This is a genomic window from Bradyrhizobium sp. CCGUVB1N3 (genome assembly GCF_024199925.1).
Taxonomy (GTDB): domain Bacteria; phylum Pseudomonadota; class Alphaproteobacteria; order Rhizobiales; family Xanthobacteraceae; genus Bradyrhizobium.
In genome coordinates this window covers 9,707,965-9,721,587 of record NZ_JANADR010000001.1, presented here as the reverse complement: position 1 = coordinate 9,721,587, position 13,623 = coordinate 9,707,965, and the positions used below count along the sequence as shown (strand labels likewise).

General features: G+C 62.9%; 13 protein-coding genes and 1 pseudogene. 8 read left to right on the top strand and 6 right to left on the bottom strand.

What is annotated here, in order from left to right; translation table 11 throughout:
- Nucleotides 1-182: 182 nt before the first annotated feature.
- A complete protein-coding gene (locus tag NLM33_RS45875; protein ID WP_254105311.1) occupies nt 183-662 on the bottom strand; it encodes a GNAT family N-acetyltransferase in 480 nt (159 codons plus the stop codon).
- A 244-nt stretch (nt 663-906) separates the two neighbouring features.
- Here NLM33_RS45875 and NLM33_RS45870 point away from each other — a divergent pair, with 244 nt between their 5' ends.
- A complete protein-coding gene (locus NLM33_RS45870) occupies nt 907-1,056 on the top strand; it encodes a hypothetical protein (RefSeq protein WP_254105309.1) in 150 nt (49 codons plus the stop codon).
- Between the two features lie 463 nt (nt 1,057-1,519).
- Complete coding sequence (locus NLM33_RS45865; RefSeq protein WP_254105308.1) at nt 1,520-2,374, top strand: hypothetical protein; 855 nt, start codon at nt 1,520-1,522, stop codon at nt 2,372-2,374.
- 43 nt (nt 2,375-2,417) lie between these two features.
- Here the strand turns inward: NLM33_RS45865 and NLM33_RS45860 are convergent, their stop codons facing one another.
- The gene (locus NLM33_RS45860) at nt 2,418-2,705 is read right to left on the bottom strand and encodes a hypothetical protein (protein WP_254105307.1); all 288 of its coding nucleotides are present in this window, start codon (nt 2,703-2,705) and stop codon (nt 2,418-2,420) included.
- A gap of 1,050 nt (nt 2,706-3,755) precedes the next feature.
- Between NLM33_RS45860 and NLM33_RS45855 the strand changes: the two genes are divergently transcribed.
- Entirely contained in the window at nt 3,756-4,442 is a 687-nt protein-coding gene (locus tag NLM33_RS45855; protein WP_254105306.1) for an alpha/beta fold hydrolase, read from the top strand.
- Between the two features lie 244 nt (nt 4,443-4,686).
- Nucleotides 4,687-4,926 (top strand): DUF3551 domain-containing protein, encoded by a 240-nt coding sequence (locus NLM33_RS45850; protein WP_254105303.1) that lies wholly within the window; start codon nt 4,687-4,689, stop codon nt 4,924-4,926.
- Nucleotides 4,927-4,996: 70 nt separating this feature from the next.
- Here the strand turns inward: NLM33_RS45850 and NLM33_RS45845 are convergent, their stop codons facing one another.
- Complete coding sequence (locus tag NLM33_RS45845; RefSeq protein WP_254105301.1) at nt 4,997-5,896, bottom strand: helix-turn-helix domain-containing protein; 900 nt, start codon at nt 5,894-5,896, stop codon at nt 4,997-4,999.
- A 193-nt stretch (nt 5,897-6,089) separates the two neighbouring features.
- On the opposite strand from NLM33_RS45845, the gene NLM33_RS45840 reads away from it, so the two are divergent.
- Genes NLM33_RS45840 through NLM33_RS45830 form a run of 3 tightly spaced genes read left to right on the top strand, consistent with a single transcriptional unit; the run spans nt 6,090 to nt 9,891 of the window.
- Complete coding sequence (locus NLM33_RS45840; RefSeq protein WP_254105300.1) at nt 6,090-8,231, top strand: molybdopterin-dependent oxidoreductase; 2,142 nt, start codon at nt 6,090-6,092, stop codon at nt 8,229-8,231.
- Nucleotides 8,232-8,233: 2 nt separating this feature from the next.
- Entirely contained in the window at nt 8,234-8,539 is a 306-nt protein-coding gene (locus tag NLM33_RS45835; protein WP_254105298.1) for a ferredoxin family protein, read from the top strand.
- On the top strand, nt 8,536-9,891 hold the full coding sequence (locus NLM33_RS45830; RefSeq protein ID WP_254105295.1) for an FAD-dependent oxidoreductase: 1,356 nt from the start codon (nt 8,536-8,538) through the stop codon (nt 9,889-9,891). Before NLM33_RS45835 ends, NLM33_RS45830 begins: the two co-directional genes overlap by 4 nt.
- Nucleotides 9,892-9,995: 104 nt before the next feature.
- Here the strand turns inward: NLM33_RS45830 and NLM33_RS45825 are convergent, their stop codons facing one another.
- Both NLM33_RS45825 and cysE read right to left on the bottom strand, forming a co-directional pair.
- The gene (locus tag NLM33_RS45825; protein WP_254105293.1) at nt 9,996-10,214 is read right to left on the bottom strand and encodes a DUF3126 family protein; all 219 of its coding nucleotides are present in this window, start codon (nt 10,212-10,214) and stop codon (nt 9,996-9,998) included.
- A 147-nt stretch (nt 10,215-10,361) separates the two neighbouring features.
- Nucleotides 10,362-11,186 carry a serine O-acetyltransferase gene (cysE, locus tag NLM33_RS45820; protein ID WP_254105292.1) on the bottom strand — a complete coding sequence of 275 codons (825 nt, stop codon included), beginning with the start codon at nt 11,184-11,186 and terminating at the stop codon, nt 10,362-10,364.
- Nucleotides 11,187-11,471: 285 nt separating this feature from the next.
- Between cysE and NLM33_RS45815 the strand changes: the two are divergent.
- A pseudogene (locus NLM33_RS45815) lies at nt 11,472-12,839 on the top strand (hypothetical protein); the annotation flags it as partial.
- Here the strand turns inward: NLM33_RS45815 and NLM33_RS45810 are convergent.
- On the bottom strand, nt 12,834-13,589 hold the full coding sequence (locus tag NLM33_RS45810; RefSeq protein ID WP_371930089.1) for an alpha/beta fold hydrolase: 756 nt from the start codon (nt 13,587-13,589) through the stop codon (nt 12,834-12,836). The pseudogene NLM33_RS45815 and the gene NLM33_RS45810 overlap by 6 nt on opposite strands.
- Nucleotides 13,590-13,623 lie beyond the last annotated feature (34 nt).

The window sequence follows — 13,623 nt, the reverse complement described above, 5'->3', positions numbered from 1 at the left end:
CCCTGCCGTGAAGCCTCCAATCAAAAATGTCGAAAACAACCCCATGCAAAGTAGCCGGACGCCAACATAACGAATTTCGTATTTTACGAATATCAGTTGACACGTCGGGCAAATCAGGGGCACGATGGCATCATGGCGCACCTCAAGCCGGCCGCGCCGATCGTGTCGCGCCAGCCCCACTGCTAGAGCAGACCGAATGCCATCACGGTGCGCATCTTGCCGAGGTATTCGAGCTCCTCGATCGGCTTCCAGCCGAGGGCAGCATAGTACGCTGGCAATGTGCCCGACGTGTAGAGATATAGTCGCGGGAATCCCAACTCAGCGGCGCGGACAAGCGAAGCATTTATCAATGCCCTTCCGACGCCTCGGCTGCGCTCTGCGCCAGGCACGAATAGTTGTGCCATCCAGGGCGAGAGCCCGGGGCGTATCGTCATCTCGTGTACGAGCAAATTGACCGAGCCGAGAAGCGCCTCGCCGCACCTAGCGACCAGAACCGTTGGCAATTGACGCGAACGCGCAGCGAAGCACAAAAATTGCTCGTACTCCGCGGCCGAGCTGTGGCCGGTCAGGGGTCCCCAAAACGCGAACTGAAGCTTGGCGATGATTGCAGGCAGGCCCGACTCAACGGTCAGGTCTTCAATTTCAGGAAGCTTTGCGTCCATCTTGCCATGACGTCTTCGATGAGGATCGACGTCAATTTAGATCACAGCGATCACTTTCCCATTCACAGATTGTTGCCGGTGCCGCCGCAGCCGAGCGGCCTTGTTCGGCGCCTGCCGCCCGATCGTCCAACTGTTTGCGGACAATCGCGCTGATCGATTTGAACGATGCGGCAACACATCACAGCCCGTAGGATGGGTGGAGCGCAGCGATACCCATCAAGCCACGCTGTGCTAACCTCCCGCCATGACCGACTACCGCCGCAACTTCATCGCTGGAGGCAGCTTCTTCTTCACCATCAACCTGGCAGAACGCCGCCTACGGTTATCGACGGAGCACATCGATAAATTGCGGATCGCGTTCAGGGAGATGCGTCGTCCTTTCATCGGATGGTGAAGCTCGGAATCTATCCCGAAGATTGAGCCAGCAACGTCTCAGGTCACGATGATGCGTTCGGTGAACGTGCGCCGGAGCCGAGGGCGAGATGATGGGTATCGCTGCGCTCCACCCATCCTACGCACTGGTGCAAACCCCGCGCCGGAGTCGTTTCCCCGTGTGTCTACGGAATCGCGAGCCTAGGACTTAGAGCCGAGAGTTGAGAAACCCGGCGACGAATTTTCGTTCTCCCGACGGGTCAGGGTTCCTTCCGTAGTTCTCCGGCCGTGAACATAGTTCCGCCTTCTCGGCTGCGTTAAACCGGGTTGGTAAGAAAACGATTGACATGCAGTTGCATGCTCATCCCTGAGAAGCGCCGCAGGCTCAAGAACCATCTGCGTTCCGTTGAATGTCAGCTTCGCCGTGGCGCAGATGCGTGGATCGCTCTCAGGCGGATGCCAATGCATTTGATACGGAGCAGCCAATGAATTCCGCGCTGGACGACAAGCTCCCGGAAGGACAGGTCGCAAGCCTGGAGGAACAGCTTTCGAACCTGGCACGCGAAGCGGGAGTCAGTCCTTGGGACCCGCCGACCAGCATCCCGCCGACCAGCATGGAGACGTCTCGCGCCCCCCTGGCAGCGATTCATCGATTGGCAAATTGGCGATTGGCTGATTGGCGGTTGGCTGATTGGCGCCGTGTCGCGTTCGTCGGTTCTCTATTGGCGGTTTCCATTGGTATCGCTGCGGCGTGGCGGTCATCCCCCGTTGATACTGCGATGGTGGCCCCCGCCGACACCACGCGTCTGACACATGCCACGCCTGACGTCGCCGCGCCGAAAGACGTCGCGCCGACTGTCGTTGCCCTGCATGCCGAGTTGGCGCAGCAGCTCCAACCGATCGCGCGCGACGTCGCTGCCTTGAGCCAAATGGTCGAAAAGCTCAAGGCGAGGCAAGACCAATTGGTCAGCGACAATGAAAATCTCGCGAGCCAACTCAAGGCGAGCCGAGATGAAAGCGCACGCAACAACAGCATCATCGACCAGATCAAGGCGGACCAGGTCGAGATGGCTCACGAAAGCCAGATGCTTGCCGAGCGGCTGAATACGAGCCAGGAACAACTCGCCCAGGTCGTCGCCAACGCTTCAGAGCCAAAGGCGATGCCCGAGACGCCACCAAAGGTGAGCCCCGAAGAGCCAAAGGTGATGCCCGAAATACCACTGCCGCGTCCGCGGCAGCCGGCCAATGTCGCCCAGACGCAAAAGCCGGCGCCAACCGCGGAGCGATCGCAGGCCAAGAAACCGCAATCGTTGTTGGCATGGCCGTGGTCGGTGCGCTGATCCGGCCAGCAGCTGCTCCACCTGATTGGCGATGATAGCGACGCTACATGTTGAGCGTCTGCGTCTCGAACGCGGTTTCCTGCGGCGGCCCGGCCAACCCCCCTGCGATGCCCTGCTTCAAGCGCGGCATGAGGATCTGTTCGCGGAACCGTTCCCAGCTTTCCTTCGTATCGTGCACCGCGATCACGGTCCAACCACCCGGCGTGGGCCCCGCGGTGTGGAAGATCTGACCCGCCGGAAGGCCGCCCGAACTCGGATGTACGGCGGCAATCGACTTCTCGTACTGATCTTTCGTGCCGCCGGGGAAGTGATGAATGATCGCGTAGGCCATGGTTGCTCTCCAACGGATCAAGCGAGCCCCCTCCTGTATCGTAGTGCACGAGTGTTGGTGCGTCACGTGGAACGATCAATCGCTTCGAGCCGACGCGATCCGGCTGGGTAGCTCAGCCTGCGCCCCATGGCGCTTTGGGTCACAGACAGACCTTCTGCCGTGACCTGAACCACGTCCGGTCTACTCCCGGAAACCGCACGGCAGCGGCGGTCTCGGTACGCGTTGGGAGCATTTGCTCTAATCACCACGGACAATTGTCTCTAGGGACAATTGCACGCTTCGGTTCTGTCGCGTTCTATGGGGGTGCGTATCGGCAACCCGATAGGCATCGCGCCAACGGTCCCGTAGCGGCCGCCCGTTGTGGGACCGTTGGTGCGGAGTGCCCGGTAACCGACGCACGGCCGATCTTGGGCGCAGCGAGTGGTGGCAGGCGAGAGCGTCGCAAGGCCGGTGCAGCGTGTGCAACCCCTATTTCCGGCGATGCGGCTTAAATTTCGGAGGGTCCGTTCCCGTCATTGCCCGATACCACGCGGCGTCTGATTGCGCCTGCGCTCTGGCAGCGGCCAGCTCCGATTGTCCCTGATAGAACCGGCTCAGGGCGAGGTAGCAATCGGTGCGCGCCGGTCCGCGAGGTATCGTGGCGCAGTCCACCTGCGCGCTCACTACGGCAGGAACACTCGCTAGCCCAATCGCGACGACGCTCGCGGTCAAATACCTCATGCCGCCTCCGCGCTGTATTTTTCAGGGCAATCGCATTTGAAAAGAACCCGGCAAGAGCTTTCCTTGCGGCCCATCCTTCGAGACGCCCGCTTTAAGCAGGCTCCTCAGGATGAGGGCATGTTCGCGGCAAAATCTTAGACCCTCATGGCGAGGAGCGCCACTTGCGGCGCGTCTCCGGACGATGCTTCGCATCGCCGAGCGAACCATGAAGGCAGCTTGTGGGCCCGTAGGCGCCAACCAGCCCAGCCTCACATCGTAGTAAGATCAATCCTGATCAAGCGGGGCGAGCTCGTTGGGCAACTATTCCGGCACCAACGGAGGAGAACTCATATGGGAACATTCGTCCTTGTCCCCGGGGCAGGCGGCATGGCTTGGTATTGGCACCGCGTGGCCCCGCTCATTCGCGCGGCGGGGCACGAAGCCATCGCGGTCGATCTGCCAGGCGACGATGGGAATTCCGGTCTCGCGGCGTATGCGGACATCGTCATCCGCGCGATCGCGAAACGAAGCGGCGTGATACTCGTCGCCCAGTCGCTGGCGGGCTTCACGGCGCCGCTTGTTTGCGTGCGTGCGCCCGTGCGGATGGCCGTGTTCGTCAACGCGATGATCCCCGAGCCCGGCGAGACCGCTGGTGCGTGGTGGGGCGCCACAGGAGCGGTCGAAGCGCGGCAGAAAGCCGCGACGCGCCGCGGCTATGCGACGGAATTCGATGTGGCAACCTATTTTCTGCACGACGTTCCGCAGGACGTGCTGCGCGCCGGCCCGGAACAACCACGCGAGGAAGCCGACGCCGTTTTCGGCGAGCCGTGTCGCTTCGAGCGCTGGCCCGACATCCCCATTCATGTTCTTGCGGCAAGAGACGACCGTTTTTTCCCGGTCGAATTTCAACGGCGTGTCGCGCGTGAAAGGCTCGGAAAGGAGGTAGAGGAAATTCCCGGTGGCCATCTCGTCGCCTTGTCGAATCCGGAAGGGCTGACCGATCGCCTCCTTGCATATGAGAGGGGCCTGACACGCTAAAGCGCGATGAGATTAGGATGAATCGTCATCGCGTTTTAGGTTGTTGTTTGAGCATGACCTCCGCGCAAACGCGTTCCGCGTTTGTCGCGAGGGAAAACCGCTTCACACTTTGCGCTAACGCGGCCCTTCGGGTCCGGATCATGCTCTAGCGAGCTGCAAACGTTTGATCCAGCTCAACAGTCACTTTGCTGTTTCTGCGCCCGCTCATGGCGGTCACAAACTCCCGCTTTCCATTGGAGGTACGATGCGCACGATCATAGTCGCACTGACGCTATCAGCAGCCGTCACCACCGCTCATGCTGCACACGATTATCCCTGGTGTGTCTATGGCGGAGGGCTTGGCGCCTCTGGCGACTGTTCTTACCAGACAAGGGAGCAGTGTCTGGCTTCAGCATCCGGCCGGTGGAATACATACTGCGATATGAATCGGCGCCGTCTCTTTAAGCAGCGCGCATCTCATTCCAAGAAAGTCCACCACAATTGAAGGGTCTAACGGATTAAGAGCCCGCAGCACGAGGGGATGCAATTTTCTCGACCATCGGCGACCCGCCGCGTCAATCGCGAACCTTCTGCGCGCGATAAAGGCTCGGCGTCGTACCGACGGCCTTGCGGAAGGCGCGGTTGAAATTGGCCTGCGAGGAAAATCCCGCGGCATAGGCGATATCGACGAGCGGGCGATCGCTGGTGGCCAGCAGCCGCTTGGCGAGATCAAGACGCTGACGGCTGACATATTCATGCGGCGCCGCACCGGTCGCCGCCTTGAAGCTGCGGGAGAAATGCGCAGGGCTCATGCACGCCACCGACGCCAGATCCTTGACCGTGAAATCGCGCTCGACGGATGCGTCGATGAACTCCGTCACGCGCGACAACCGCCTGGCGTCGAGCGGTCGCTGACCCGCATTGAGTTGCCGCAGCCTGACCGCCGTGGCCGAGTACGCGTGCACCAGATGGGCTGACAAGGCACGCCCGAGGCTTTCGATCAGGAGCCGGCCGGTGGAGGTCTCCTGTTCGAGCTCCTTCAGGATCCGGTCCGCGACGTGCTCGATGAACATGTCCTGATCGATACTCTCGTAGCGGATCGAGATTCCCGACGGGTCGATGTCGAGATCCCTGAGCATGGTGTCGTCGAACGGCTTGCCGGGAAGAAAGAGATGCAGGCATTCCTGCATCTGGTTCTCGACACGGATGAAGTCTTCGCGGATGCCGGCCGGGCAGAGCCACACGGTGCCCTTCCTCCCGAAGGTCCGCTGCCGCATTCCCGCGCCTTCCCGGTCGACGACCGAGTTGCCCCGCAGCAGGATCGCGATCTCGGTGTCGCGCGGCAACTGCGGCGGCAGATCGCCCGGCTCATGGCTCCATCGCTCGGCGAGGAGGTGCCCCCATCGCCGGTCGTTGGACGTCTGAAGCATTCTGCCGGTAACATATTTATCGACAGAGTTGCCAAGCATACCCATCGGGAATCTCCGCCAGATAACGCGATGTGGGTAAAAAGGTATTGCTGGGTCCAGCAATTACCATGCCAGAGATCCGACCGGCCGTCCACGGGCCGAGAGCAGTCCGGGACAACAACACCGCACGTTTTGAAAAGCCAGGCCGCGCCCGGCCGCCGCATCCTTCACCGTCTTGAATCGGGAAACGGAGAGACCCATGGCCCGGACCACGGTAATTGGCGCGTGCCCCCACGATTGCCCGGACACCTGCTCCATCCTGACCACGGTCGAGGATGGCAAGGCCATCGCCGTCCGCGGCAATCCCGATCATCCGTTCACGCGTGGACGGCTCTGCGTGAAGGTCAACAACTATGAGGAGCGCGTCTACAGCGACAAGCGCATCCTCCATCCCCTGAAGCGGGTCGGCCCGAAAGGCTCGAGGCAGTTTCAACGGATCTCGTGGGACGAAGCCATCGAGACCATCGCATCGCGCTGGAAATCTGTTATCGCCGAGCACGGCGCGCAGGCGATCCTGCCCTACAGCTATCTGGGCACGCAGGGCATCATCAACGGGCTGAACGTCGGCGATCCCCTCTTCAACAAGCTCGGCGCGACGGTTCTGGAGCGCACGTTCTGCGATTCCGCCTCATGCACGGCCTACATGATGACGATCGGACACACGCCGGGCGTCGATCCCGAAAGCTTCGTGCACTCGAAATACATCATCCTGTGGGCCTGCAATACGCTGAGCACGAACTCGCATCACTGGCCGTTCATCGAGCAGGCGAAGAAGGCCGGCGCCAAGCTCGTGGTGATCGATCCCGTAAAGACCCGCACCGCGCGCCTCGCCGACTGGCATATCCCGATCCGTCCCGGCACTGACGCTGCGCTCGCACTCGCGATGATCCACGTCATCATCAAGGAGAACCTCGTCGATCGCGACTACGTCGACAAGCACACCGTCGGATATGATGAGCTGGCGGAGCGGGTGTCGAGCTACACCCCCGAATTCGCGTCGCAGGAGACCGGCATTCCCGTCGACGACATCGTCAGGCTGGCGAGGGAATTTGCGACCACGCCGCCCGCCGTCGTGCGCATCGGCGTCGCAGTCGAGCGGCATGCCGGCGGCGGCCAGACCGTGCGCGCGATCGCCTGCCTTCCGGGATTGATCGGCGCGTGGAAGCATGTCGGTGGCGGCCTGCTCCAGCTTCCGATCTGGGCCTTCCCGGTCAGATGGGACGTGCTGATGCGTCCCGATCTCCAGCCCGAGAAGATGCGCGTGCTCAATTCCTGGCGCCTCGGCGCGGCGCTGACCGGCGAACTCGGTTTCGACCCGCCGATCAAGGCGCTATTCGTCTACAACGCCAATCCGATGGCGATGGTGACCGAACAGGGCAAGCTCGAAAAGGGACTGGAGCGCGAGGATCTCTTCACCGTCGTCAGCGAACACTTCCTGACTGACACCGCAAAATACGCCGACATCGTTTTGCCGGCGACCACCCAGCTCGAGCAGAAGGACATCATGTTCTCCTGGGGACACCTGTACCTGTCCTACAACAACCAGGCGATCGAGCCGCTCGGCGAAGCCGTTCCCAACACCGAACTGTTCCGCCGGCTCGCGCGCGCAATGGGCATCACAGACCCGGCCTTCTTCCGGACCGACGACGAGATGATCGAAGGTTCGCTGGACTGGAGCAACCCGGTCCTCGAGGGCATCACGCTCGATGACGTCAAGGCCAAGGGCTATGCGCGCCTCAACATGCCGGCACCTGGCGACTGGGCGCCGCATCGCGAGGGCAATTTTCCGACTGCCTCCGGCAAGTGCGAATTCAAGTCGACGATCGCCGGCGGCGGCAACTTCGTGGTGCCACTGTTCCGCCAAGGCTACAATGGCGACCAGGACGGCACGGCGGTCGATCCCCTGCCCCACTACATCCCGCCGAACGAGAACGCGCGCACGGCGCCCGCGCTCGCCACGCGCTATCCGCTCAGCCTGATTTCGCCGAAGAGCCACGCCTTCCTGAATTCGAACTACGGCAACCTGCCGGCCCAGATCGCCCAGGCCGGTGAGGAGCAGGCAGTGCTCCTCAATCCGCACGACGCGGCACAGCGCGGGATCGTCGCGGGCGCGCCCATTCGCGTGTTCAACGATCGGGGCTCGTTCGAGGCTTTTGCGACCGTTTCATCGGACATCATGCCGGGCGTCGTGGTGGCTCCGTCCGGCTATTGGCAGCGCTCCAATCGCAAGGGCGCAACGGTCCACGCACTGACGCCTCCCGCCTTCGCCGACCTCGGCCGTGCGCCGACGTTCTCGGACATCCTCGTCCAAGTCAGCGGCACTCAAGTCAGCGGAGCCTGACGATGACATATGTGGTCACCGACAACTGCCGCGGATGTCGATACACGGAATGCGTCACCGTCTGCCCCGTGGAGTGTTTCCACGTCGACGACGCCATGACCTATATCGATCCGGAGAATTGCATCGACTGCGGCGGCTGCGCGCCGGCATGCCCGGTCGGCGCGATCGAGCCCGACTACCGCCTCGCCGCGGACAAGAAGTTCTGGATCGACGTCAACCGCAAACGCGCCGCTGAAACCCCTGTCCTCAGCGCGCGCCTGCCGCCCCTTCCAGGCGCCGACGAACGCAGGCAGGCGCTGGGCCGATGATTGGCTCGGCTGCAAGCGCACGCCGCGTCGCCGTCGTCGGCAGCGGACCGAGCGGCTTCTACACGGCCGAGGCGTTGTTGCGCTCGGGCACAGCGGTCGCGGTCGACATGTTCGAACGGCTTCCGGTGCCATATGGGCTGGTGCGGTTCGGCGTTGCGCCCGACCATCCGAAGCTCAAGCAGGTCACGACCGCCTTCGACCGCATCGCCGGAACGCCGGGCTTTCGCTTCATCGGTGGCGTTACGGTCGGAGATGACGTCACGGTCGACGAGTTGCGCGAGGCCTATGATGCCATTGTGCTCGCGACAGGCGCCGAACTGAGCCGGGCCCTCGACATCCCCGGCGAAGCACTGCCCGGCAGCCACAGCGCCGGCGATTTCGTCGCGTGGTACAACGGGCATCCCGATTTCCGCGATCGCCAGTTCGATTTTGACCATGAGGCGGCGATCGTGATCGGCCATGGCAACGTCGCGCTCGATGTTGCGCGCATTCTTGCGAAAACGGCCGAAGAGCTGCGCCAGACCGACATCGCGCGCCATGCGCTCGAGGCTTTGGCGGAAAGCCGGATTCGCAACGTGTACGTCGTCGGCCGCGGCGGGCCGGCGCAGGCCAAATTCACCGCGAAGGAATTGCGTGACTTTCTCGAATTGAGCGCATGCGACACCTCGGTCGAGGCGCGCGACGTCACGCCCGATGAATTCGAGCCGCAACGCGCTGATGATCCAGAGCTGGCCGAAAAGCTGTCGCTGCTGCGCGCGTTCTCGCAGGCGGCCATCGCGAAGCCGCGGCGCTGTGTTTTTCGGTTTGGTCTGTCACCCGTCGCAATCATCGGACGAGGCCGCCTGGAGACTATCTCGTTCAGGCACCGGTCGGGCAACGTGGAGGACATCGCGTGCGGCCTCTCGTTCAGCAGCGTTGGCCGGAGGACAGCGCCTGTTGCCGGTGTTCCCTATGACGCGCATCGCGGCGTCCATGCGAACATCGACGGACGCGTCGCGATCGGTCATTCCCTGGTCGAGGGCCTCTATGCCTGCGGATGGAGCAAGCGCGGACCGAACGGCACGATCGGCACCAATCGCGGTTGCGGGATTGCGACGGCTGAGACCGTGCTGGCCGACCTTGCCGATCGGCGGCCGCGTCCGGACACTCCCGATGCACTGCTCGCGCGCCTCGCTGGCCGCGTCGCACGCATCGTGAGCTATCCGGATTGGACCGCGATCGACGCGGCCGAGAAACGCAGGGGAGCCCTGCTCGGCAAGCCCGGGAGAAATTCGTCACGATCCCGGACATGCTCGCCGCGATGGATGCGTAACCCCGAACGGAGCTGCAACACCGCAGCGGTCCTAGCGTAGGTTATCGTTTGAGCATGATCTCCGCGCAAACGCGTTCCGCGTTGTCGCGAGGGAAAACTGCTTCACACTTTGCGCTAACGCGGCCCTTCGGGTCCAGATCAGGCTCATTCCTGATCGATGAGATCGTCCTCGAGGATCGCCATCTGGAACTGGAACGAGCGATCATCGTCCTCGTCGTCGACGAACAGCACGCCGATGAACTCCTCGCCGATATAAACCTCGGCGGAATCGTCCTTCTTGATCCGCGGCTGGACGCGAATCTTGGGATTGCCGAACACGCGCTTCAGATACGCGTCGAGCTTCCTCACTTCTTTGATGTCCACGGCAAGTCTCCAATCCAAATCTAACGGGGCGGGGTTTTAGGACGAGACGCGACGAACCGCCAGCATGAATTCCCAAAGAATTCTGGGGACGATCGGGGCCGGAAGGCAAGGCCCCGATTCAGGTCAAACCGGGATCAAAGTCCCATATCACAGCCCCATGGCGTTGATCATCTGGTCCATGGTGCGCGACGGCTCGGCGCATCCGGCCTTGCCGACGATCCTGGCGGGAACGCCGGCAACGGTGACGTTGTGCGGCACAGCCTCGAGCACGACCGAACCGGCCGCGATGCGCGCGCAGTGGCCGACCTCGATATTGCCGAGGATCTTTGCGCCGGCACCGATCATGACGCCGTGACGGATTTTCGGATGGCGGTCCTCGTTCTCCTTGCCGGTGCCGCCGAGCGTGACGCCGTGCAGGATCGAGACGTCGTCCTCGATGAGCGCGGTCTCGCCGCAGACGAAACCGGTGGCGTGGTCGAGGAAGATGCCGCGGCCGATGCGCGCGGCCGGATTGATGTCGGTCTGGAAGACGGCCGAGGCGCGGCTCTGGAGATAATACGCAAAATCCTTGCGGCCCTTCAGATGGAGCCAGTGCGCGAGACGATGGGTCTGGATCGCGTGAAAGCCCTTGAAGTAGAGCAAGGGGTCGATGAAGCGGGAGGTCGCGGGATCGCGGTCATAAACCGCGACGAGATCGGCGCGGAAGGCGTTGCCAAGATCGGGCTCGTCGCGCAATGCCTCGTTATAAGTCTGTCGCACGAGATCGCCCGACAGCGAGGCATGATCGAGCCGGTCGGCCAGCCGGTGCACGACCGAGTCTTCCAACCGACTGTGATGCAGCACGGTCGAATAGATGAAGGTCGCAAGCTCGGGCTCGCGCTGGACGATGTCTTCGGCCTCGCCCCGGATCCGATCCCAGATCGGATCGAGCGCGGCGAGCTTTCCTGCCGGATTGACCTGATGCATTGCCATGGCGTGCTCTCGAAATTCGCTCGTTTGGTTTGGCCTATAGCACAATCTAGCGTGCCCTGTCGCTGCCGGCTTGCCTGAGAGTGAACACCGGGTTGCCGCCGAAAGCCCGTCAACGTGTTGAATCAAAAGACTTTCTTGCAGCACCCCTGATACGGCAAGGTTCGTTGCAAAGGTTCGTTGAAGGTGGTCAGCGTTTTGCCAAAATCAAGCTCGGCAGCGTCAAACTATTGGTGAATTTCACCCAAACCGTTATTGCGGGCATGGTCGAGAGACGACGGAGACGATTTGAGCATCACCACCGACATCTTGCGCGCCCGCGCCGCGGGGTCCTTGTGGCTGCGGCTCGCCGCCGTCGCCCTGCCCCTCCTCCTGATCGCGCCGGCGTTCTGGAACGGCTACCCGCTGCTTCAATGGGACACCGGCGGCTATCTGGCGCGCTGGTATGAGGGCTATCTGGTCCCGAGCCGCTCGACGGTGTTCGGGCTCTATCTGCATATGGGCGAGGGCTCGAGCTTCTGGCTCAACCTCGCCGCACAGTCGCTGGCAACGCTGTGGCTGCTGCAACTGACGCTCCGCGTGCTCGGCCTGATGCAGACCTTCCGCTTCGTCGCGATCAGCCTGCTCCTGATCCTGTCGACCGCGCTGCCCTGGCTTGCCAGCATGCTGCTCACCGACATCTTCGCCGGGCTCTCGGTGCTGTCGCTGTTCATCCTGGTGATCGGGGGCGACCGGATCTCGGGCATCGAGCGAATCTCCCTGTTCGCCTTCACCGCCTTTGCCGCAGCGACCCACAGCGCGACACTCGGCGTCCTGTTCGGGCTTTGCGCGGCCGGCTGGTTGGTGCGGCCGTTGCTCGGCAAGCGCCTTCCCCTTGCAGGACTTGCGCAGGGCAGCCTGACCATCGTCGCAGGCGGGGCCATGCTGGTCATGGCGAACCACGCGCTGTCGGGCCAATGGGCCTGGACGCCCGGCGGCTACGGCGTCGCTTTCGGCCGCATGATGCAGGACGGCATCGTGGCGCGCTATCTTGGCGATCACTGCCCGCGTGAGAATTTCAAGCTCTGCCCCTACCGCAATGAGTTGCCGGCGACCGCGGACGAATTTCTGTGGGGCAACAGCATGTTCAACACGCTCGGCCGCTTCGAGGGGATGAACGACGAGATGAGCTACATCGTCGTGCATTCGCTCGCCGACTACCCGGCCTGGCAGGCGGGCGCGGCACTCCGCGCCATGGGCCAGCAATTGCTGCATGTCGGGACCGGCGAAGGCACCAATGGCTGGATCCCCCATACCTACGGCATCATCGAGCGCTACATCCCGGCCCAGATCGCGCCGATGCGCGCGGCGCGGCAGCAGCACTGGGACATCGATTTCGATGACGTCAACTGGCTGCACGTACCGGTCGCACTCGCCTCGATGCTGGCGCTCGTCGCCCTGCTCGGCCATGCGCTGGCAAGCCGGCGGCTCGACGACCTGACGCTGCTCGCATCGACCGTGACGCTGGCGCTGCTCGGAAACGCCTTCATCTGCGCCGTCATCTCGGGCCCGCACGACCGTTACGGCGCGCGGATGGTGTGGCTTGCGACCTTCGTCGTGCTGACGGCGCTGGCGCGCGCCTTCGGCAGGGACGAGCCGGCAGACGAGGACTCAGCCGCGGCGAGACAGGAAGTCGATCACGCCGGTCTTGTAGACCTTGTCACCGACCGCGCGCATGTGATCGCGGTTCGGGATATCAAGCACTTCCGAACCGGGAATGATCCTTCCCAACGCCGAGGCTGAGCCCGCAACATCGTCGGTGGTGCCGACGGCGATCAGGACCGGCACGTCGATGCGTGCGGCTTCCTCCCTCTTCATCAGATCGCGGGTGCCGCGCAGGCACGCGGCGAGCGCCTGGCGGTCGGAGCGCGTCTGATCCGCAAATGCACGGAACGTGCGCCCGACGGGATCGGTGACGTCGTCGAGCGAGGGCGCTTCCAGCGCCTCGGCCACGTTCTCGCCGGGCCCGGTGCCCTCGATCAGGCCGCCGATGCCGATGCCGCCGAGGATCGCCGAGCGCAGGCGCTGCGGCTCGTTGAGCCCGAGCCAGGCGGTCATCCGCCCCCCCATCGAATAGCCCATCATGTCGGCCTGCGGGATGCCGAGATGGTCCATCAGCGCGAGCACGTCGCCCGCCATGGCCGGAATGGAATATTGCGCGGGATCGTAGAGCTTTGCGCTCTCGCCATGGCCGCGATTGTCCAGCGCAATCACGCGGCGGCCATTCTTGCGCAGTTCCGAGACCCAGGTCGGATAGACCCAGTTCACGTTCTTGCTCGAGGCAAAGCCGTGCACCAGGATGATCGGGTCACCCTCGCCTTCGTCGAGATAGGCAATTTCGACTGCGCCGTTGTGAAAGCTCGGCATCAACTTAAGTCCGCGTCTGTTGGGGAGAGGATGA

Coding starts and splice junctions, on each gene's coding strand:
- NLM33_RS45875 (WP_254105311.1), bottom strand. CDS start 662: ATGGACGCAAAGCTTCCTGAAATTGAAGACCTGACCGTTGAGTCGGGC.
- NLM33_RS45870 (WP_254105309.1), top strand. CDS start 907: ATGACCGACTACCGCCGCAACTTCATCGCTGGAGGCAGCTTCTTCTTC.
- NLM33_RS45865 (WP_254105308.1), top strand. CDS start 1,520: ATGAATTCCGCGCTGGACGACAAGCTCCCGGAAGGACAGGTCGCAAGC.
- NLM33_RS45860 (WP_254105307.1), bottom strand. CDS start 2,705: ATGGCCTACGCGATCATTCATCACTTCCCCGGCGGCACGAAAGATCAG.
- NLM33_RS45855 (WP_254105306.1), top strand. CDS start 3,756: ATGGGAACATTCGTCCTTGTCCCCGGGGCAGGCGGCATGGCTTGGTAT.
- NLM33_RS45850 (WP_254105303.1), top strand. CDS start 4,687: ATGCGCACGATCATAGTCGCACTGACGCTATCAGCAGCCGTCACCACC.
- NLM33_RS45845 (WP_254105301.1), bottom strand. CDS start 5,896: ATGGGTATGCTTGGCAACTCTGTCGATAAATATGTTACCGGCAGAATG.
- NLM33_RS45840 (WP_254105300.1), top strand. CDS start 6,090: ATGGCCCGGACCACGGTAATTGGCGCGTGCCCCCACGATTGCCCGGAC.
- NLM33_RS45835 (WP_254105298.1), top strand. CDS start 8,234: ATGACATATGTGGTCACCGACAACTGCCGCGGATGTCGATACACGGAA.
- NLM33_RS45830 (WP_254105295.1), top strand. CDS start 8,536: ATGATTGGCTCGGCTGCAAGCGCACGCCGCGTCGCCGTCGTCGGCAGC.
- cysE (WP_254105292.1), bottom strand. CDS start 11,186: ATGGCAATGCATCAGGTCAATCCGGCAGGAAAGCTCGCCGCGCTCGAT.
- NLM33_RS45810 (WP_371930089.1), bottom strand. CDS start 13,589: ATGCCGAGCTTTCACAACGGCGCAGTCGAAATTGCCTATCTCGACGAA.